The sequence below is a fragment of the Citrobacter sp. RHB36-C18 genome (assembly GCF_013814485.1).
In the GTDB taxonomy this organism is placed as follows: Bacteria; Pseudomonadota; Gammaproteobacteria; order Enterobacterales; family Enterobacteriaceae; genus Citrobacter; species Citrobacter braakii.
Genome location: NZ_CP057125.1, coordinates 4796436 through 4814982, shown reverse-complemented (window position 1 = coordinate 4814982; position 18547 = coordinate 4796436). Strand labels below are relative to the sequence as shown.

Sequence of the window (18547 nt, the reverse complement as noted above, 5' to 3'; positions counted from 1 at the left end):
CAGTCCCCTTAAGACTGCAAGACGTCTGCAAGGCGCTCAAGACGGCCGCGTACGCTGCCATCAATGACCATATCACCCGCTCGGATGATTACGCCTGCCATTACAGACTTATCGATTTTGCAATTCAGCTTAACTTTGCGTGACAGACGTTTTTCCATCGCTGCACTAATCTTCGTAAGCTGTTCATCACTCAGTGCATTGGCAGAAGTGACTTCTACCTCAGAGATAGCCTCACTGGCTGCACGCAGATGAATAAACTGCTCAAGAACATCCGGGAGCGCATTCAGACGGTTATTTTCAGCCATTACCCTAATCAGGTTTTGGCCGCTTTCGTCCAACTGCTCACCGCACACGGCGATAAACGACTCAGCGAGCGTTTCCGGCGCCAGCGCGCCAGAGAGAAGCTCTGCCATTTGTTCGTTTTTTGTCACCTCAGCGGCAAACGTCAGCATATCCTGCCAACGGTCAACGCTTTGGTGCTCAACGGCAAAGTCAAAAGCTGCTTTGGCGTAGGGGCGAGCTACCGTAATAAATTCAGACATCAGCCCCTCCCTCCTTACAGTTCAGCGACAAGTTTGTCCACGATGTCGCTATTAGCAGCTTCATCCACGGAACGTTCGATGATCTTCTCGGCGCCAGCAACAGCCAGGATAGCAACTTGCTTACGCAGTTCTTCGCGAGCACGTTTACGCTCGGCGTCAATTTCCGCCTGCGCCTGTGCCACGATTTTAGTACGTTCCTGCTCTGCTTCAGTTTTAGCTTCGTCCAGGATCTGAGCACGGCGTTTGTTCGCCTGCTCAATGATTACCTGAGCTTCCGCCTTCGCTTTTTTCAGCTGGTCGGTCGCGCTGGCCTTTGCAAGGTCAAGATCCTTATGTGCTCGTTCTGCAGAAGCAAGGCCGTCAGCAATTTCTTTTTGACGTTTTTCGATGGCAGCCATTAAAGGCGGCCATACGTACTTCATGCAGAACAGAACGAACAGGACAAACGCGATGGCCTGGCCGAGGATTGTTGCGTTAAGATTCACAGCACAATGCCTCTATCTAGTTAACGTTCTGATATTGCTCTTAATTCAAGCAACGCTTACTACGCGACAGCAAACATCACGTACAGACCCAGACCTACAGCGATCATTGGGATTGCATCCACCAGACCCATAACGATAAAGAACTGAGTACGCAGCAGAGGAATCAGATCCGGTTGACGCGCTGCGCCTTCCAGGAATTTACCCCCGAGGATGCCGATACCGATCGCAGCACCGATTGCCGCCAGACCCATCATCACAGCGGCAGCAATGTACAGCAGATCCATATTCAGGTTTTCCATGACAGTCTCCAGTTTGTTTCAGTTAAAACGTAGTAGTGTTGGTAAATTAATGCTCTTCAGATGCCATCGACAGATAGACAATCGTCAGAACCATAAATATGAAGGCTTGCAGCGTGATAATCAGTATGTGGAAAATGGCCCATGGCACATTCAGGATCCACTGTGACCACCACGGCAACAGACCAGCAATCAGAATGAAAATCAGCTCACCGGCATACATGTTGCCGAACAGTCGCAGACCAAGAGAAATTGGTTTGGACAGCAGGCTTACCCCTTCAAGGATTAAGTTGACAGGGATGAACGCCCAGTGATTGAACGGCTGCAGCGTCAACTCTTTCGCGAAGCCGCCGATGCCTTTCATTTTGATGCTGTAGAACAGAATGAGGATAAATACGCCCAGCGCCATCGACAGGGTGATGTTCACGTCAGCAGACGGAACCACACGCAGAGCCGGCAGGCCAAAGATATGCTCACCGATGTACGGCAGCAGGTCGATAGGCAGTAAATCCATCAAGTTCATCAGGAATACCCAGACGAAAATCGTCAGGGCCAGCGGAGCAATCAGCTTGCTTTTGCCATGGTACATGTCTTTCACGCTACCATGCACAAAGCCGATTACCAGCTCAATCGCGGTCTGAAATTTACCTGGTACGCCGCTGGTCGCCTTTTTAGCTACGCTACGGAACATAAGCAGGAACAACAGACCCAGAACCACCGAGAAGAAAATGGAGTCAATATTGAGCGTCCAGAAGGTGGCTGGGGGGTTGTGCGGATCCACCAGCGAGAATGTACGTAGGTCCAACTGAAGGTTATTCAGATGGTGTCCTATGTAATCCTGCGGCGTCATATTTTCTGAAGCCATGATGCCTTTACCCTTTGTTGTTAATTACAGCCGGCGCCAGTATCTGAACCACCAGCACCAAAACCCACGTAACGATCAGCGGCATGAATACCGCTTTCAAAACAGCCAACGCCACCACCAGCAAAACCAGCATAGCTAACACCTTGAAGGCTTCGCCGAAGGCGAACGTCCAGGCTACTCGGCCTTTAGCTGGTGTATGCGCCTGGTGACGCCAGGCAAATATCATAAACAACACATTAGGCAGTAACACTGCCAATCCACCGCACAATGCGGAGATGCCCCAGAAAGGGTCTTTGAGGCTAAACAGCAATCCACTTGCTATTACCGCCAGAAACTGTGTGAGCAAAAGCTTACGAGCAACGTTTCGACTCAAGAGCGACATAGACATCACGTTTTTACTCCTGCTCCCTTCGAGGTATGCCGCGTGTCGTATAAAACGTTCTTTATGGCTTAGAGTCAAGCATCAAAAAGCGGTCAAATTATACGGTGCGCCTTCGTGATTTCAAACAATAAGTAGCTAAAAAGTGAATAAATGTTTAAATATTTTTCGCTACCCCACATTTATCACTTTTAAGCAAACTGTGAACGATCATGCAAAACTGCAAATGCCGCGTAAATACTGGCGGCAAAGCGTGCACCAGATCACATATTGAACATATTCACCTTCGCATAATTTATTTACGTGGCAAATGATGCCTTTTCATCTTTTTGATATTTAAGCGTAAAAATAGCCACTATTTCAAAAACAACAGCTAACAACAAAAAAACCACGCATTGACATTTATAATAAAAAATTAACACAACGGGTGGTTCTTACGTTCTATTTTTAGCAGACTGATATTTTCACAGCTGACTTGTTTCGCTTTTAACAAAAAACGGTACGTTATAGTTATGATGCAAAACCGTAAGGCGCTAGTGAATTGTAACGACATTTAACCACACTATTCCCTATGACTTTTAACACCTGAATAGCCGTTTTTTTTCTATTTTTTTTGATAAAAATTAAATTTTGTTTGGCTTAATAACCACCAGATGACGTTCACCATCCAGTTGCGGAACGCGTAATTTTTCGACCGACTCGACGCTGAATTCTGCAGGCAACGAAGCAATTTCATCTTCAGGCAACTGCCCTTTTAGCGCATAAAAACGCCCATCCATGCCAGGCAAATGATGGCACCAACTCACCATATCAGTAAGTGACGCGAACGCACGGCTAATGACCCCATCGAACGGCGGCTCTGAAGGGAATTCTTCAACGCGACTTTGCACAGGAGTGATGTTAGTAAGCGCAAGCTCATGCTGCACCTGACGCAAGAAACGGACGCGTTTTCCCAGACTATCCAGCAGTGTGAAATGCGCTTCAGGGCGCACGATAGAGAGAGGAATACCCGGCAGGCCCGGTCCCGTACCCACGTCAATAAAACGCTCCCCCTTCAGATACGGCGCGACGACAATACTGTCCAGAATATGGCGCACCAGCATTTCGTTGGGATCCCGTACCGACGTCAAGTTGTACGCTTTGTTCCATTTGTGCAGCATATCGACATACGCAATCAGCTGATTTTTCTGGTGATCGGTAAGAGAAATACCAGCATCAGCCAGCAGACGAGAGAGTTTGTTGAGCACGGTCGTTACCTGTTCATAATCAATTTCCCGATGCGCTATAGCTTATCGGGACTACAAATTTGTAGGGCGGGCAGGCGAAGCGCCCGCCGCCAAAATAGTGTTATCAAGCGCTGCGGCGCAGCATACCTTGTTTCTTCAGCCATACCAGCAGAATGGAAATGGCGGCAGGCGTTACGCCAGAAATACGCGATGCCTGGCCGATCGATACCGGTTTGTGATCGTTCAGCTTGGCGATAACTTCATTCGACAAGCCTGAGACCTGACGATAATCCAGCGTTGCAGGCAACAGGGTGTTCTCATTACGCTGTTGTCTTTCGATTTCTTCCTGCTGACGGGCGATATACCCTTCGTATTTCACCTGAATCTCAACCTGTTCCGCGGCCTGAGCATCGTCGAGCGCTGGTGCGAACGCAGATAAAGAGGTCAACTGAGCATAGGTCATATCCGGGCGGCGCAGAAGATCTTCACCGCTGGCTTCACGTGACAAAGGCGTAGCCAGGTGAGCATTCACTTCTGCTGCAGATTCCGCTAACGGATTTACCCAGGTTGATTTGAGACGCTGACGTTCCTGTTCGATACGCTCCAGCTTCTCGTTGAAACGAGCCCAGCGCTCGTCGTCCACCAGACCCAGTTCACGCCCAATTTCGGTCAGACGCAGGTCGGCGTTATCTTCGCGCAGCATCAAACGGTATTCTGCGCGTGAGGTGAACATACGGTACGGTTCTTTGGTGCCAAGCGTACACAGATCGTCCACCAGTACACCAAGATAAGCCTGATCGCGACGCGGTGCCCAACCGTCTTTCTCAGCAGACAAGCGCGCGGCGTTCAGACCCGCCAACATCCCTTGCGCGGCAGCTTCTTCGTAACCGGTAGTACCGTTAATCTGGCCCGCAAAGAACAGACCTTGGATGAATTTGCTTTCCAGAGTGGGTTTCAGGTCGCGCGGATCGAAGAAATCATACTCAATCGCGTAGCCAGGACGGACGATTCTGGCATTTTCCATTCCCTGCATGGAGCGGACAATTTGCATCTGCACATCGAACGGCAAGCTGGTGGAGATACCATTCGGATAAATTTCGTTAGACGTGAGTCCTTCCGGTTCGAGGAAGATCTGATGCTGATTACGATCGGCAAAGCGCATCACTTTGTCTTCGATCGATGGGCAGTAGCGCGGACCGATACCTTCGATCACGCCTGCGTACATCGGGCTACGATCGAGGTTATTGCGGATCACGTCATGGGTTCTCTCATTGGTATGCGTGATGTAACACGGCATCTGACGCGGATGTTGAGAAGCATCGCCCAGGAATGAGAAGACCGGCATCGGGTTATCGCTGTTTTGCTGGCCGAGCACGCTGAAATCAATAGTGCGTGCATCGATACGCGGCGGCGTACCGGTTTTCAGGCGGCTGACGCGCAAAGGCAGTTCACGCAGACGGCGTGACAGCGGGATAGACGGCGGATCGCCAGCACGGCCGCCGCTGTAGTTGTCCAGACCAATATGAATTTTGCCGTCAAGAAAAGTCCCTACGGTTAATACAACCGCTTTGGCACGGAACTTCAGTCCCATTTGGGTCACTGCACCCACAACACGATCGTTTTCAACAATCAGATCTTCAACCGCCTGTTGGAAGATCATCAGATTGGGTTGATTCTCGAGTGCGGTGCGTACAGCCTGGCGATAGAGCACGCGGTCGGCCTGAGCTCGGGTAGCACGAACGGCTGGCCCTTTGCTGGCGTTTAGTATCCTAAACTGGATACCTGCATGGTCGATCGCTTTTGCCATCAACCCACCAAGCGCATCCACTTCTTTTACCAGGTGTCCCTTCCCAATACCGCCGATCGCCGGGTTGCAGCTCATCTGTCCCAGAGTGTCGATATTGTGTGTCAAAAGCAGAGTCTGTTGACCCATTCGCGCCGCGGCCATTGCGGCCTCGGTGCCTGCATGACCCCCGCCAATGATGATGACGTCAAAAGGATCCTGATAAAACATGGTAATTGCCTCGCATAACGCGGTGTGAAAGTGGATTGAAGCCCGGGCCGTGGATTCTACTCAACTTTAGTCGATCGAGAAAGCCCTGGGATCCTGGGTATTAAAAAGAAGATCTTTTTATTTAGAGATCTGTTTTATTGTGATCTCTTATTAGGATCGCAACTTTCTGTGGATAAGGGCGATCCTTTGAATAAGATCAACAGGTTGTTGAGGATCATTAGCTGTGAATGATCGGTGATCCTGGCCCGTATAAGCTGGGAGCAGAATGAAGGGTTATACACAACTCAAAAACTGAACAACGGTTGTTCTTGGGATAACTACCGGTTAATCCAAGCTTTTAACCAGACTTATCCACATAAAAAAGTACGATCTTTACAAATCTCTGAGCAATGGATGCCAGGATCCCAGCCAAATTTCAGCCGGATCTTCCGGAATTTCATGTTCCAGTACGTTGATCCTGAGCGTTTCGCCGATCTGTTTTGCTCCGCAGGCTTTCAGTTCGGCTTCCAGCTTGTCGATTGCGCCGCAAAAGGTGTCATATTCACGACTGCCGATCCCGATTGCACCAAAGTGCACTTGTGAAAGGTCCGGTTTTTGCTCGCATAAGGCATCATATAAAGGCTGCAGGTTGTCAGGAATGTCTCCCGCACCGTGCGTGGAGCTAATAATCAGCCAGATCCCATCAGTCGGGACCTCTTCAAGCATTGGCCCATGCAGTATTTCGCTGGAAAAACCCGCGTCGTCCAGTTTTTCAGCCAGATGCTCTGCTACATATTCCGCACTGCCAAGCGTGCTGCCGCTGATAAGAGTGATTTCTGCCATGATCGCCCACCTTTATAAAGAGGGCGTATTGTACGCTGTGAGCGAGCTGGGATCTACCTGTGGAAAAATAGGGGATTAAAAAAAGCGATCATGGCTTGATGGTACGCATGATCGGGTTTTGCAGGACGATCAGGGTCTCCGTGGACTGAATTTCGTCAATTGTTTGGATCTTGTTGATAAGTACCTGCTGTAACGCGTCGATCGACTTGCACATCACCTTTATAAAGATGCTGTAGTGCCCGGTGGTGTAATACGCTTCGGTCACCTCATCGAGGCTTTCCAGTCTGGCCAACGCTGACGGATAGTCTTTCGCACTTTTCAGGATGATGCCGATAAAGCAGCCGACGTCATAGCCCAACTGTTTGGGACTAACATCAATCCGTGCGCCGGTAATAATCCCGGCCTGCTTCATCTTCTCTACGCGAACGTGAATTGTCCCCGGGCTAACGCCGAACTGTTTGGCCAATTCGGCATAGGCCGTTCGGGCATTTTCCATCAGGGCGTCAAGAATGCCGCGGTCCAGATTGTCGATCTGATAATTTTCCATAGGTTTTTCTTATGTAGATTAATGATTCCCTCTATTTTAGACGTTAATTTTAACGAATCAAAATCGAAGACGGCTTTTTGTTTGTTGATTATTGAATATTACCTACATTCTGTTGCTTAATCATAGGCAACAGGACACAGGAGTACACATAATGAAAACCGCTTACATTGCCAAACAACGTCAAATTAGCTTCGTAAAATCTCATTTTTCTCGTCAGTTGGAAGAGCGTTTAGGTCTGATCGAAGTTCAGGCTCCGATCCTCAGCCGCGTAGGAGATGGCACGCAAGATAACTTGTCGGGCTGTGAAAAAGCGGTGCAGGTGAAGGTTAAAGCATTGCCAGACGCTCAATTCGAAGTGGTTCATTCACTGGCGAAGTGGAAGCGTCAAACATTAGGACAACACGACTTTAGCGCAGGCGAAGGGCTGTACACGCATATGAAGGCCCTGCGTCCTGATGAAGACCGCCTTTCCCCGCTGCACTCAGTGTATGTTGACCAGTGGGACTGGGAGCGCGTGATGGGCGACGGCGAGCGTCAATTCTCCACTCTGAAAAGCACGGTAGAGGCTATCTGGGCGGGAATTAAGGCTACCGAAGCTGCGGTGAGCAAAGAGTTTGGTCTGGCACTGTTCCTGCCAGAGCAGATCCACTTTGTTCATAGCCAGGAACTGTTATCTCGTTATCCTGGTCTTGACGCAAAAGGTCGTGAACGTGCGATCGCTAAGGAGCTGGGCGCGGTATTCCTGGTGGGGATCGGCGGCAAGCTCAGCGACGGTCACCGCCATGATGTACGTGCGCCGGATTATGATGACTGGAGTTCAGCGTCCGAGCTGGGTCACGCCGGTCTGAACGGTGATATTCTGGTCTGGAACCCGGTACTGGAAGATGCGTTTGAGCTGTCTTCTATGGGGATCCGTGTGGATGCTGACGCTCTGAAACATCAGCTTTCTCTGACCGGAGATGAAGATCGTCTGAGTCTGGAATGGCACCAGGCGCTGCTGCGCGGTGAAATGCCACAGACGATTGGTGGAGGAATTGGGCAGTCGCGTCTGACCATGCTGTTGCTGCAATTACCACACATTGGTCAGGTTCAGTGTGGCGTATGGCCGGCACAGGTACGTGAAAGCGTCGCCTCTCTGTTGTAAGAATTAACGCCGCCAGCGTCTGAGCAGGCGGCTTCGCATCCCGGTATCAAAGCGCCAGATATGATCGAAAATGCGCATGATACTGGGTTTACCATGTGCTGACATCGCCACCGCGTGAAAACGGTGCTGGTGCACCCGCTGTAATTCCCCCACTTTGCTGACAACCTCATCGGGCAATCGCTGAGCGATAAAATCTGAGATCACCACCGCATCAGCATCAAACCATTCCCGACCCTGCATGCGCTCAGTAATGGCGCGAAAACAGCTGGCAATATCGGTACCACCGCGAAAGCGCTGACTTAAAAAACGGATCGCCTGTTCAATGCCCTCCGGGCCGGATAGCTCATAGCGCACTACTTCTGTTGAAAACAGCATGATGAAACAGCGTCGGTTATCGGCAAGGGCGACGCGCATTAGCGCCAGGCAAAAGGCTTTCGCACACTGCTCATTAAAGCCGCCCATCGATCCCGAAGTATCAACGCAGACGATAAACGGTCCGCGCGGTTGCTCGTCAAAATCCTGATGCACCACGGGGCGTTCCGTGACTTTCTCACGCCATGCTTCGCCGTGCAGGCGATAGGTCAACAGCTGCTTTTCCACCAGTCGTCGGTAGAACTCGTATTCCAGTTCGGTAATGCCCAGCGTGGCCAGTTCCGGCGGCAGCAGGCGCAGGATATCGTCGCTTTGCTGGATGCCATCTACTTGCTCCGGGACGGTTGCCGGTTCGCGCACCAGGGTGCGGAAGGTTTCCATTGGCGCATCTTTACGCGGTACGGATTTCGCTTCTCTGGAACGGCCTAACTGCTCAGCCAGACGCTGGAGTTCAGGTTGTTGCGTCAGGAATTCGCCATATTTCACCATCAACTGATAATCACCGCGCTTGATTTGACCTGCGCTCATATCCCACAACCGGCCTGCTGCGTTGTCATTTTCTGCCAGTACGGGTTCCAGTTGCCCGCTGAGGGTCATCCGTTCCTGTACTTCACTGAGCAAATGCTCGCGCTCTTCTTCCAGCAGTTGCTGATTCAGCGTTGTGGTTTGCACCACCAGGCTCAGGCGCCAGCGCTGGAGAAAAAGCGTATGTAGGGCAGGCGTAAACGCGCTGTTGTCATTGACCAGTTGCTGCGCTTGTCCGGCCCATGGCGAATGGAGGTGGTGCAATAGCGACAATATTTGCGGTAGCTGGACGATAAACTGCGCATGAGAGAGGAGCTGGCTTTGTTGATAGCATATAACCTCTTCCGCTAACTCCGGCGGTACATGGGTATCTTTGAGGCGGCTACGCAAAGATTCACGCCAGCGGGGAATATCGTCAGTGATCGCTTTTTTAAGGCGAGGGAATTTGTTAAAAAATACCACCATCTTTGGAGAAGCCAGCAGGGCGACGATCATCTCTTCGATCATCGCTTCTTCACTGACTGCCAGCATGATGTTGAGCGTATCAAGGGTCAGCATTGTTGCGCCTGGCGGATTTGTGCCCCGACATCCTGCAGACTGGCCTCAATGCGGCCTAACCAGTCGCTATGAATAAACAGACATTTTTGCTGCTCGCTAAATGCGCTGTGCTGCTGATGCCACTCGTTATCGAGCGCTTCAAGCTCCTGTTTTATTTCAGCGGGCATACTCTCTTGTGATGTTCCGGGCAATGCCAGGCGAGAGCCTTGTAAGCTGACGTCGCGTACAACCAGGTGCTGCGCGCTATCCACTTCCATGTTCAGCGTCTGGGCAAAACCGATGCCGTTTAATTTTCCGCGGATCTCACCGCCTTTGGTTAACCACAGTTCCAGCGCGCTACGTTCGAAAGCAATATGGATTACTTCCATATCATGCAGCTTTAAGGGCTTTTGCAGTAGTAATGTCACGACGGAAGACGTGGCCTCCGGCGGTAAATCATAATGAGGACGACGGCTGAACATGCCGCCCTGACGGATCACGGTGAATGCTGTTTTATCGCTTTGCTGCTGCTGGAGCTGAATGCGGCGCTGCACAATACTGCCCAGACGGGTCAGCATGGCTTGCTGTTGCCATGCGTGTCCGGTCATCAATATTTCCAACTGCTGCTGCATCAGATTCAGGCTTTGTGCGTCGTACCACAGGCAGTCTTTCAGCAGGATCAGGTCGATGGGAACTACCGCATCACGTCCGCTAAAGAAGGCGCTGGCCTGGAGCAAGCGAATGGCTTTTTTCCAGCGACGATCGGACACGTAGGGGGCATTCGGTAGCGTGTCCAACTGCTGGCGCAGCATGAAAATAAGCTCAAACACGCGATCGGGAAGCGTGATGGCGCCAATGTCCTTTTGCCACTGGTAATACTCTTCATCCGTCACCTGTAACGATGCCGGGACCGGATTGTCGCTTTCATCCTGCTGACTTAACAGCATCGAGCGGAAGTTGGCCTTGTCCTGGACTTTATCCAGCCACAGACGAATCAGCATACGGTCGTACAGCGCTTCCAGGCTGCTGTCTGCTTCAGGCAGTTCGTTGGAGGCTGCCACCAGCAGGCGCATCGGGATTTTCTCTTCATGCGCGCCGTTGCGGAAGTGGCGTTCGTTGATGGCGGTCAGCAGGGTGTTAAGAATCGCCGGTCCCGCCTTCCAGATTTCATCGAGAAAGACGATTTCAGCTTCAGGGAGATAGCCTGCCGTTAAGCGTTCATAGCGACCTTCGTCTTTTAACGCCTGAATGGACAGCGGGCCGAAAACCTCTTCCGGCGTAGAGAAGCGCGTCATCAGATATTCGAAGGCGCGAGCATTTTGAAAGGCAAATTTCAGTCTGCGGGCAATTAAGCTTTTCGCGATCCCGGGAGGACCTAATAAGAAAACGCTCTCGCCGCTAAGTGCAGCCAGCAGACACAGACGAATGGCGTGGCTACGTTCATAAAGTCCCTTTTCCAGCGCATTGCTCAGACGGGAAATTCTTTCCGCTAATAAATGTGGGTGAGCCATAATGAAGTGGCGTCCTTTCGCCAAATGTACTGCATAAACAGCGAGTATAGATGCTTCACACCAGTGCAGTAATAGACTGAAGGTGCGCTTATTTTTCTTTGAGCCAGATTAATCTGGTCTCATTTAGGGGTACGATTTTGCGATTAATCGTGCATACTGTGCGCCTTTTTGTGGGCCAAGGGACGACGCACACATTTCTTATATATACACCAAATCAATCAAGCTGCACCAAGGCGGCAATGGAGTTTTCTTCTGGGATGGGGGGAATAACGAATGCAGCCCACGCGGAGGTGGCTTGAAAGATGATGTGTATAAACGAAAGACGAGTCTATGAGCACTGATAATAAACAATCATTGTCTGCGATTACCCTTGCGGCCATTGGGGTTGTCTACGGTGATATTGGTACCAGCCCACTTTATACGCTTCGTGAATGTTTGTCCGGCCAGTTTGGTTTTGGCGTTGAACGTGACGCCGTATTTGGCTTTCTCTCGCTGATTTTCTGGCTGCTGATCTTTGTTGTCTCCATTAAATACCTGACGTTTGTCATGCGCGCGGATAACGCCGGAGAAGGCGGGATCCTGACGCTGATGTCATTGGCCGGGCGTAATACTTCAGCACGAACAACCTCCATGCTGGTGATTATGGGGTTGATTGGCGGCAGCTTCTTCTATGGAGAAGTGGTGATAACGCCTGCTATCTCGGTGATGTCGGCGATTGAAGGTCTGGAGATCATTGCCCCGCAACTGGATACCTGGATTGTTCCGCTCTCGATAATCGTACTGACCCTGCTGTTTTTGATTCAAAAACACGGTACCGGCATGGTCGGTAAGCTGTTTGCGCCGATTATGCTGTTGTGGTTCCTGACGCTGGCAGTGTTAGGCGTGCGCAGTATTATTGGCAATCCGGAAGTGCTGCAGGCGCTCAATCCGTATTGGGCGGTGCATTTCTTCCTCGAATTCAAAACGTTGTCCTTTATTGCGCTGGGTGCGGTGGTGTTGTCGATTACCGGTGTTGAAGCGCTGTATGCGGATATGGGCCACTTTGGTAAGTTGCCGATTCGCCTGGCATGGTTCTCCGTGGTATTGCCTTCGCTGGTACTGAACTATTTTGGTCAGGGGGCGTTGCTGTTAAAGCATCCTGAAGCGATTAAAAACCCGTTCTTCCTGCTGGCGCCGGACTGGGCGCTGATACCGCTCCTGATCCTCGCCGCGCTGGCAACGGTTATCGCTTCACAGGCGGTTATCTCCGGCGTCTTCTCACTGACGCGTCAGGCTGTGCGTCTGGGGTATTTATCGCCGATGCGTATCATCCATACCTCGGAAATGGAATCGGGCCAGATCTACATTCCTTTCGTTAACTGGATGCTCTATTTTGCAGTGGTTATTGTGATTGTGAGCTTTGAACACTCCAGCAATCTGGCTGCGGCGTACGGGATTGCGGTGACAGGGACGATGGTGCTGACCTCAATTCTGTCGACCACCGTGGCGCGCAAAAACTGGCACTGGAATAAATACTTCGTCTTCCTGATCCTGGTGGCGTTCTTGTGCGTCGATGTTCCGCTGTTCTCCGCGAACCTCGATAAACTGATTTCCGGCGGTTGGCTGCCTCTGACGCTGGGTCTGGTTATGTTCACCATCATGACCACCTGGAAAAGCGAGCGTTTCCGTCTGCTGCGTCGCATGCATGAGCACGGCAACTCTCTGGAGGCGATGATTGCCTCTCTGGAGAAATCACCACCGGTACGCGTGCCGGGAACGGCGGTGTACATGTCTCGTGCATTGAACGTCATCCCGTTTGCGCTACTGCATAACCTCAAACATAACAAGGTCCTGCATGAACGCGTTATTCTGCTGACGCTACGCACGGAAGATGCGCCATATGTTCACAATGTGCGTAGGGTGCAGATTGAGCAGTTATCGCCCACCTTCTGGCGTGTGGTGGCCAGCTACGGTTGGCGCGAAACGCCGAACGTTGAAGAAGTATTCCATCGCTGCGGTCTGGAAGGCTTAAGCTGTCGGATGATGGAAACCTCGTTCTTCATGTCGCATGAGTCGTTGATTGTTGGCAAACGACCATGGTATCTGCGTCTGCGCGGCAAGCTGTATCTGCTACTACAACGCAATGCGCTGCGCGCCCCGGACCAGTTTGAAATCCCACCTAACCGGGTTATTGAGCTCGGTACTCAGGTCGAGATTTAATCTCATCGACGCCCTCTTTCATCGCGAAAGGGGGCGTTTTGTTTTGTCCCTCCCAGTTTTCATTTCATCGAATGATAATCCTTGCGAAACGTTTCGATGGCGATCACATTTTCGTAACTTTGCGGTGGTTTTATCTCCACTCTTCGCTCTACACTTATCTTCAGCGAAACGTTTCGCTAGTGGGGAAAGAAAATGAAGAAAGGCACGGTACTCAACTCTGAAATTTCATCGGTGATCTCCCGTCTGGGGCATACCGATACGCTGGTGGTGTGTGATGCAGGTTTACCCATCCCGAATAGCACAACGCGTATCGATATGGCATTAACCCAGGGCGTACCTTCTTTTATGCAGGTACTGGATGTGGTGACACGTGAAATGCAGGTCGAGGCGGCCATTCTCGCGACGGAAATTAAACAACATAATCCGCAACTCCACGAAACGTTGCTCAGCCACATTGAGCAACTGCAACAACACCAGGGAAACACCATAGAAATTCGTTACACCACGCATGAACAATTCAAAAAACAAACCGCAGACAGTCAGGCGGTAATTCGCAGCGGAGAGTGTTCTCCGTATGCGAATATCATTCTCTGTGCTGGCGTCACGTTCTGAGGCCATCATGAACGCATTACTGCAACTCAAAGGGATCGATAAAGCGTTCCCGGGCGTAAAAGCGCTATCCGGCGCCGCGCTGAATGTCTACCCAGGCCGCGTAATGGCGCTGGTGGGCGAAAACGGCGCGGGCAAATCCACCATGATGAAAGTGTTGACCGGGATCTATACCCGTGATGCCGGTTCTTTATTCTGGTTGGGAAAAGAGACCACTTTTAACGGCCCTAAATCCTCCCAGGAAGCCGGAATCGGTATCATCCACCAGGAGCTGAATTTGATCCCGCAACTCACTATCGCCGAGAACATTTTTCTTGGCCGTGAGTTCGTTAATCGCTTTGGCAAAATTGACTGGAAGAAGATGTACGCCGAAGCCGATCTGCTGCTTGCCAAACTGAATCTGCGCTTTAAAAGCGACAGACTGGTCGGTGAACTGTCGATTGGCGATCAGCAGATGGTTGAAATTGCCAAAGTGCTGAGCTTTGAATCGAAGGTCATCATTATGGATGAACCGACGGATGCGCTCACCGATACCGAAACCGAATCCCTGTTCCGCGTCATTCGCGAACTGAAATCCCAGGGACGCGGCATTGTCTATATTTCTCACCGCATGAAAGAGATCTTCGAGATTTGTGACGACGTGACCGTTTTTCGCGACGGGCAGTTTATTGCCGAGCGTGAAGTCGCCTCGCTGACCGAAGACTCGCTGATTGAAATGATGGTGGGACGTAAGCTGGAAGATCAATACCCGCGCCTGGAAAAAGCGCCGGGTGATATTCGCCTGAAGGTCGATAACCTGTGCGGCCCTGGCGTAAACGATGTTTCATTCACGCTACGTAAAGGCGAGATCCTTGGCGTATCGGGGCTGATGGGTGCCGGACGTACCGAGCTGATGAAAGTGTTGTACGGCGCATTGCCGCGCACCAGCGGTTACGTCACGCTTGATGGCCATGAAGTGGTCACCCGTTCGCCGCAGGATGGGTTGGCTAACGGCATCGTCTATATTTCTGAAGACCGTAAACGCGATGGTTTAGTGCTGGGCATGTCGGTGAAAGAGAACATGTCACTAACCGCGCTGCGTTATTTCAGTCGCGCTGGTGGAAGCCTTAAACATAAAGACGAGCAGCAGGCGGTAGGTGATTTTATTCGTCTGTTCAATGTTAAAACGCCATCAATGGAACAGGCTATCGGCCTGCTTTCTGGCGGTAATCAGCAGAAAGTGGCGATTGCGCGCGGTCTGATGACCCGACCAAAAGTCCTGATCCTCGATGAACCAACGCGCGGTGTTGACGTTGGGGCTAAAAAAGAAATCTATCAGCTTATCAACCAGTTTAAGGCCGATGGGCTGAGCATCATTCTGGTCTCCTCTGAGATGCCAGAAGTATTGGGCATGAGCGATCGAATTATCGTTATGCATGAAGGGCATCTCGGCGGTGAGTTCACTCGCGAGCAGGCCACTCAGGAAGTATTAATGGCTGCCGCTGTGGGCAAGCTTAATCGCGTGAATCAGGAGTAAAAAAGATGACTACCCAGGCTGTTTCTGGTCGCCGTTATTTCACTAAAGCATGGCTTCTGGAGCAAAAGTCGCTTATCGCTCTGTTAGTGCTGATCGCGATTGTTTCCACCATGAGCCCTAACTTTTTTACCGTTAATAACCTGTTCAACATCCTCCAGCAAACGTCGGTGAACGCCATCATGGCCGTTGGCATGACGCTGGTTATCCTGACGTCGGGGATCGATCTGTCTGTCGGTTCTTTGCTGGCGCTTACCGGTGCGGTTGCGGCTTCCATTGTAGGGATTGAAGTCAATGCGCTGGTGGCTGTCGCTGCGGCCCTGGCGCTCGGTGCTGCTATTGGCGCGGTAACCGGGGTGATTGTCGCGAAAGGCCGGGTACAGGCGTTTATCGCGACCCTGGTGATGATGCTGCTGCTGCGTGGTGTGACCATGGTATACACCAACGGCAGTCCGGTTAATACCGGGTTTACTGACAATGCCGATCTGTTTGGCTGGTTTGGTATTGGTCGTCCGTTAGGCGTCCCTACGCCTGTGTGGATTATGGGGATTGTCTTCCTCGCGGCGTGGTACATGCTGCACCACACTCGTCTGGGTCGTTATATCTATGCGCTGGGCGGTAACGAAGCGGCAACGCGCCTGTCCGGTATCAGCGTAAGTAAAATCAAAATTATCGTTTACTCCTTGTGTGGTCTGCTGGCATCGCTGGCGGGCATCATTGAAGTAGCGCGCCTCTCCTCTGCGCAACCGACGGCAGGTACTGGCTATGAGCTGGATGCTATCGCCGCGGTGGTGTTAGGTGGTACCAGCCTGGCGGGTGGTAAAGGACGTATTGTTGGGACGCTGATCGGCGCATTGATTCTTGGTTTCCTCAATAATGGTTTGAATTTGTTAGGTGTATCCTCCTATTACCAGATGATCGTCAAAGCGGTGGTGATTTTGCTGGCGGTACTGGTAGACAACAAAAAGCAGTAACAACGATTACAGGACATCTTAAATATGAACATGAAAAAACTGGCTACCCTGGTTTCTGCTGTTGCGCTGAGCGCCACCGTGAGCGCGAATGCGATGGCGAAAGATACCATTGCGCTGGTGGTCTCCACCCTTAACAATCCGTTCTTTGTTTCTTTGAAGGACGGGGCGCAAAAAGAGGCCGATAAGCTGGGCTACAACCTGGTGATTCTGGACTCACAGAACAACCCGGCGAAAGAGCTGGCTAACGTTCAGGATTTAACGGTTCGTGGAACTAAAATTCTGCTGATTAACCCGACGGACTCCGATGCTGTTGGTAACGCTGTGAAGATGGCTAACCAGGCGAAAATTCCGGTTATCACCCTGGACCGCGTTGCGTCCAAAGGCGAAGTGGTAAGCCATATTGCATCTGATAACGTGCTGGGCGGTAAGATTGCGGGCGATTACATCGCGAAGAAAGCGGGTGAAGGCGCGAAAGTTATCGAACTGCAGGGTATTGCCGGTACTTCAGCGGCGCGTGAGCGTGGTGAAGGTTTCCAGCAGGCTGTTGCGGCACACAAATTTAACGTACTGGCCAGCCAGCCGGCCGACTTCGACCGCACCAAAGGTCTGAACGTCATGCAGAACCTGCTGACTGCGCATCCTGACGTGCAGGCCGTATTTGCCCAGAACGATGAAATGGCGTTGGGTGCGCTGCGCGCACTGCAAACTGCGGGTAAATCTGATGTGATGGTGGTTGGATTTGACGGTACTCCAGATGGCGAAAAAGCAGTAAATGATGGCAAACTGGCTGCGACCATTGCTCAGCTGCCGGATCAGATCGGCGCGAAAGGCGTTGAGACTGCGGATAAAGTCCTGAAAGGCGAGAAGGTTCAGGCTAAATATCCGGTTGACCTGAAGCTGGTCATCAAGCAGTAATACCGATTCAGGTCGCTCGCGTCCTGATGGAGACATAAAGACGCCATCCCCGTATCGGGTTTTGGGGATGAAAGCGTAAAAAGAAAAGCAGGGCACGCGCCACCCTAATCCGGTGGCGCACTTTGACTTGGAACACCAAATATGAAAACCGCAGGCAACCTCGTTGTTCTTGGCAGTATCAATGCCGATCACATCCTCAACCTTAACTCTTTCCCGACACCTGGTGAAACCGTAACCGGTAACCATTATCAGGTCGCATTTGGTGGTAAAGGCGCGAATCAGGCTGTTGCTGCGGGGCGTAGTGGCGCGAATATCGCATTTATTGCCTGTACGGGTGATGATGATATTGGCGAAAGTGTTCGTAAACAGTTAGCTAAAGATAATATCGATATTGCGCCGATTAGCGTAATTTCGGGGGAATCGACCGGTGTGGCGTTGATTTTTGTGAATGGTGAAGGTGAGAACGTCATCGGCATTCATGCTGGTGCGAACGCGGCACTTTCGCCTGCGCTGGTGGAAGCTCAGCATGAGCGTATTGCCCAGGCGTCCGCCTTACTGATGCAGTTAGAGTCGCCGATCGAAAGCGTACTGGCTGCGGCAAAGATTGCACATCAAAATAAGACCACGGTAGCCCTTAACCCGGCACCGGCACGTGAACTTTCTGACGAACTGCTGGCGCTGGTGGATATTATTACCCCGAATGAAACCGAGGCTGAAAAGCTCACGGGGATCCGGGTTGAAAACGATGAAGACGCGGCCAAAGCTGCGCAGGCATTGCACGCGAAGGGGATCCATACTGTACTGATTACCTTAGGCAGTCGCGGGGTGTGGGCCAGCGTAAATGGTGAAGGTCAGCGTGTGCCAGGGTTTAAAGTGGACGCCGTTGATACCATCGCCGCTGGGGATACCTTTAACGGCGCGTTAATTACAGCGTTACTGGAAGATACTCCGCTGCCTGAAGCTATCCGATTTGCACATGCCGCTGCGGCGATTGCGGTCACCCGTAAGGGCGCACAGCCTTCCGTTCCATGGCGCGAAGAAATAGAAGCTTTTTTAAGTCAACAGAGGTAAC

General features: G+C 51.4%; 18 protein-coding genes. 7 read left to right on the top strand and 11 right to left on the bottom strand.

Annotated elements, in window-relative coordinates; genetic code table 11:
• Positions 1–8: 8 nt before the first annotated feature.
• The 9 genes from atpH to asnC form a co-directional block, all read right to left on the bottom strand.
• Positions 9–542 carry a F0F1 ATP synthase subunit delta gene (gene atpH, locus HVZ52_RS22780; protein ID WP_006687767.1) on the bottom strand — a complete coding sequence of 178 codons (534 nt, stop codon included), beginning with the start codon at positions 540–542 and terminating at the stop codon, positions 9–11.
• Between the two features lie 14 nt (positions 543–556).
• Positions 557–1027: a F0F1 ATP synthase subunit B gene (gene atpF, locus HVZ52_RS22775; protein ID WP_003827022.1), complete on the bottom strand. Its 471-nt coding sequence runs from the start codon at positions 1025–1027 to the stop codon at positions 557–559.
• 59 nt (positions 1028–1086) lie between these two features.
• Entirely contained in the window at positions 1087–1326 is a 240-nt protein-coding gene (gene atpE / locus HVZ52_RS22770) for a F0F1 ATP synthase subunit C (RefSeq protein WP_003023794.1), read from the bottom strand.
• A gap of 46 nt (positions 1327–1372) precedes the next feature.
• Complete coding sequence (atpB, locus tag HVZ52_RS22765) at positions 1373–2188, bottom strand: F0F1 ATP synthase subunit A (RefSeq protein ID WP_003023792.1); 816 nt, start codon at positions 2186–2188, stop codon at positions 1373–1375.
• Between the two features lie 7 nt (positions 2189–2195).
• The gene (gene atpI / locus HVZ52_RS22760) at positions 2196–2576 is read right to left on the bottom strand and encodes a F0F1 ATP synthase subunit I (RefSeq protein ID WP_003023790.1); all 381 of its coding nucleotides are present in this window, start codon (positions 2574–2576) and stop codon (positions 2196–2198) included.
• 614 nt (positions 2577–3190) lie between these two features.
• The gene (gene rsmG / locus HVZ52_RS22755; RefSeq protein ID WP_047358453.1) at positions 3191–3814 is read right to left on the bottom strand and encodes a 16S rRNA (guanine(527)-N(7))-methyltransferase RsmG; all 624 of its coding nucleotides are present in this window, start codon (positions 3812–3814) and stop codon (positions 3191–3193) included.
• Between the two features lie 103 nt (positions 3815–3917).
• Positions 3918–5807 carry a tRNA uridine-5-carboxymethylaminomethyl(34) synthesis enzyme MnmG gene (gene mnmG / locus HVZ52_RS22750; RefSeq protein ID WP_016155085.1) on the bottom strand — a complete coding sequence of 630 codons (1890 nt, stop codon included), beginning with the start codon at positions 5805–5807 and terminating at the stop codon, positions 3918–3920.
• A gap of 372 nt (positions 5808–6179) precedes the next feature.
• Entirely contained in the window at positions 6180–6629 is a 450-nt protein-coding gene (mioC, locus tag HVZ52_RS22745; RefSeq protein ID WP_016155086.1) for an FMN-binding protein MioC, read from the bottom strand.
• A gap of 88 nt (positions 6630–6717) precedes the next feature.
• Positions 6718–7176 (bottom strand): transcriptional regulator AsnC, encoded by a 459-nt coding sequence (gene asnC / locus HVZ52_RS22740; protein WP_003023780.1) that lies wholly within the window; start codon positions 7174–7176, stop codon positions 6718–6720.
• Between the two features lie 151 nt (positions 7177–7327).
• Here asnC and asnA point away from each other — a divergent pair, with 151 nt between their 5' ends.
• Complete coding sequence (gene asnA, locus HVZ52_RS22735) at positions 7328–8320, top strand: aspartate--ammonia ligase (protein ID WP_181598717.1); 993 nt, start codon at positions 7328–7330, stop codon at positions 8318–8320.
• A gap of 3 nt (positions 8321–8323) precedes the next feature.
• On the opposite strand, the gene viaA is transcribed toward asnA, so the two are convergent.
• Together viaA and ravA are read right to left on the bottom strand one after the other, a co-directional pair.
• Positions 8324–9775 carry an ATPase RavA stimulator ViaA gene (viaA, locus tag HVZ52_RS22730; RefSeq protein WP_181598716.1) on the bottom strand — a complete coding sequence of 484 codons (1452 nt, stop codon included), beginning with the start codon at positions 9773–9775 and terminating at the stop codon, positions 8324–8326.
• Complete coding sequence (gene ravA, locus HVZ52_RS22725) at positions 9769–11265, bottom strand: ATPase RavA (protein ID WP_047358450.1); 1497 nt, start codon at positions 11263–11265, stop codon at positions 9769–9771. Before ravA ends, viaA begins: the two co-directional genes overlap by 7 nt.
• A 330-nt stretch (positions 11266–11595) precedes the next feature.
• Here ravA and kup point away from each other — a divergent pair, with 330 nt between their 5' ends.
• The 6 genes from kup (at position 11596) to rbsK (ending at position 18546) form a co-directional block, all read left to right on the top strand.
• A complete protein-coding gene (kup, locus tag HVZ52_RS22720) occupies positions 11596–13464 on the top strand; it encodes a low affinity potassium transporter Kup (RefSeq protein WP_003023768.1) in 1869 nt (622 codons plus the stop codon).
• A gap of 192 nt (positions 13465–13656) precedes the next feature.
• On the top strand, positions 13657–14076 hold the full coding sequence (rbsD, locus tag HVZ52_RS22715; protein WP_016155090.1) for a D-ribose pyranase: 420 nt from the start codon (positions 13657–13659) through the stop codon (positions 14074–14076).
• 7 nt (positions 14077–14083) lie between these two features.
• Complete coding sequence (rbsA, locus tag HVZ52_RS22710; protein WP_181598715.1) at positions 14084–15589, top strand: ribose ABC transporter ATP-binding protein RbsA; 1506 nt, start codon at positions 14084–14086, stop codon at positions 15587–15589.
• A gap of 5 nt (positions 15590–15594) precedes the next feature.
• Positions 15595–16560: a ribose ABC transporter permease gene (rbsC, locus tag HVZ52_RS22705; RefSeq protein WP_003023762.1), complete on the top strand. Its 966-nt coding sequence runs from the start codon at positions 15595–15597 to the stop codon at positions 16558–16560.
• 24 nt (positions 16561–16584) lie between these two features.
• Positions 16585–17475 (top strand): ribose ABC transporter substrate-binding protein RbsB, encoded by an 891-nt coding sequence (gene rbsB, locus HVZ52_RS22700; protein ID WP_003023760.1) that lies wholly within the window; start codon positions 16585–16587, stop codon positions 17473–17475.
• 141 nt (positions 17476–17616) lie between these two features.
• Positions 17617–18546, top strand: coding sequence for a ribokinase (rbsK, locus tag HVZ52_RS22695; protein ID WP_181598714.1), 930 nt, complete (start codon positions 17617–17619; stop codon positions 18544–18546).
• The last annotated feature ends 1 nt before the right edge of the window (position 18547 follow it).

Bases quoted from the DNA above. Each gene is read 5' to 3' on its own strand.
- atpH (WP_006687767.1), bottom strand. From the start codon at position 542: ATGTCTGAATTTATTACGGTAGCTCGCCCCTACGCCAAAGCAGCTTTT.
- atpE (WP_003023794.1), bottom strand. From the start codon at position 1,326: ATGGAAAACCTGAATATGGATCTGCTGTACATTGCTGCCGCTGTGATG.
- atpB (WP_003023792.1), bottom strand. From the start codon at position 2,188: ATGGCTTCAGAAAATATGACGCCGCAGGATTACATAGGACACCATCTG.
- atpI (WP_003023790.1), bottom strand. From the start codon at position 2,576: ATGTCTATGTCGCTCTTGAGTCGAAACGTTGCTCGTAAGCTTTTGCTC.
- mnmG (WP_016155085.1), bottom strand. From the start codon at position 5,807: ATGTTTTATCAGGATCCTTTTGACGTCATCATCATTGGCGGGGGTCAT.
- mioC (WP_016155086.1), bottom strand. From the start codon at position 6,629: ATGGCAGAAATCACTCTTATCAGCGGCAGCACGCTTGGCAGTGCGGAA.
- asnC (WP_003023780.1), bottom strand. From the start codon at position 7,176: ATGGAAAATTATCAGATCGACAATCTGGACCGCGGCATTCTTGACGCC.
- asnA (WP_181598717.1), top strand. From the start codon at position 7,328: ATGAAAACCGCTTACATTGCCAAACAACGTCAAATTAGCTTCGTAAAA.
- viaA (WP_181598716.1), bottom strand. From the start codon at position 9,775: ATGCTGACCCTTGATACGCTCAACATCATGCTGGCAGTCAGTGAAGAA.
- ravA (WP_047358450.1), bottom strand. From the start codon at position 11,265: ATGGCTCACCCACATTTATTAGCGGAAAGAATTTCCCGTCTGAGCAAT.
- kup (WP_003023768.1), top strand. From the start codon at position 11,596: ATGAGCACTGATAATAAACAATCATTGTCTGCGATTACCCTTGCGGCC.
- rbsD (WP_016155090.1), top strand. From the start codon at position 13,657: ATGAAGAAAGGCACGGTACTCAACTCTGAAATTTCATCGGTGATCTCC.
- rbsA (WP_181598715.1), top strand. From the start codon at position 14,084: ATGAACGCATTACTGCAACTCAAAGGGATCGATAAAGCGTTCCCGGGC.
- rbsC (WP_003023762.1), top strand. From the start codon at position 15,595: ATGACTACCCAGGCTGTTTCTGGTCGCCGTTATTTCACTAAAGCATGG.
- rbsB (WP_003023760.1), top strand. From the start codon at position 16,585: ATGAACATGAAAAAACTGGCTACCCTGGTTTCTGCTGTTGCGCTGAGC.
- rbsK (WP_181598714.1), top strand. From the start codon at position 17,617: ATGAAAACCGCAGGCAACCTCGTTGTTCTTGGCAGTATCAATGCCGAT.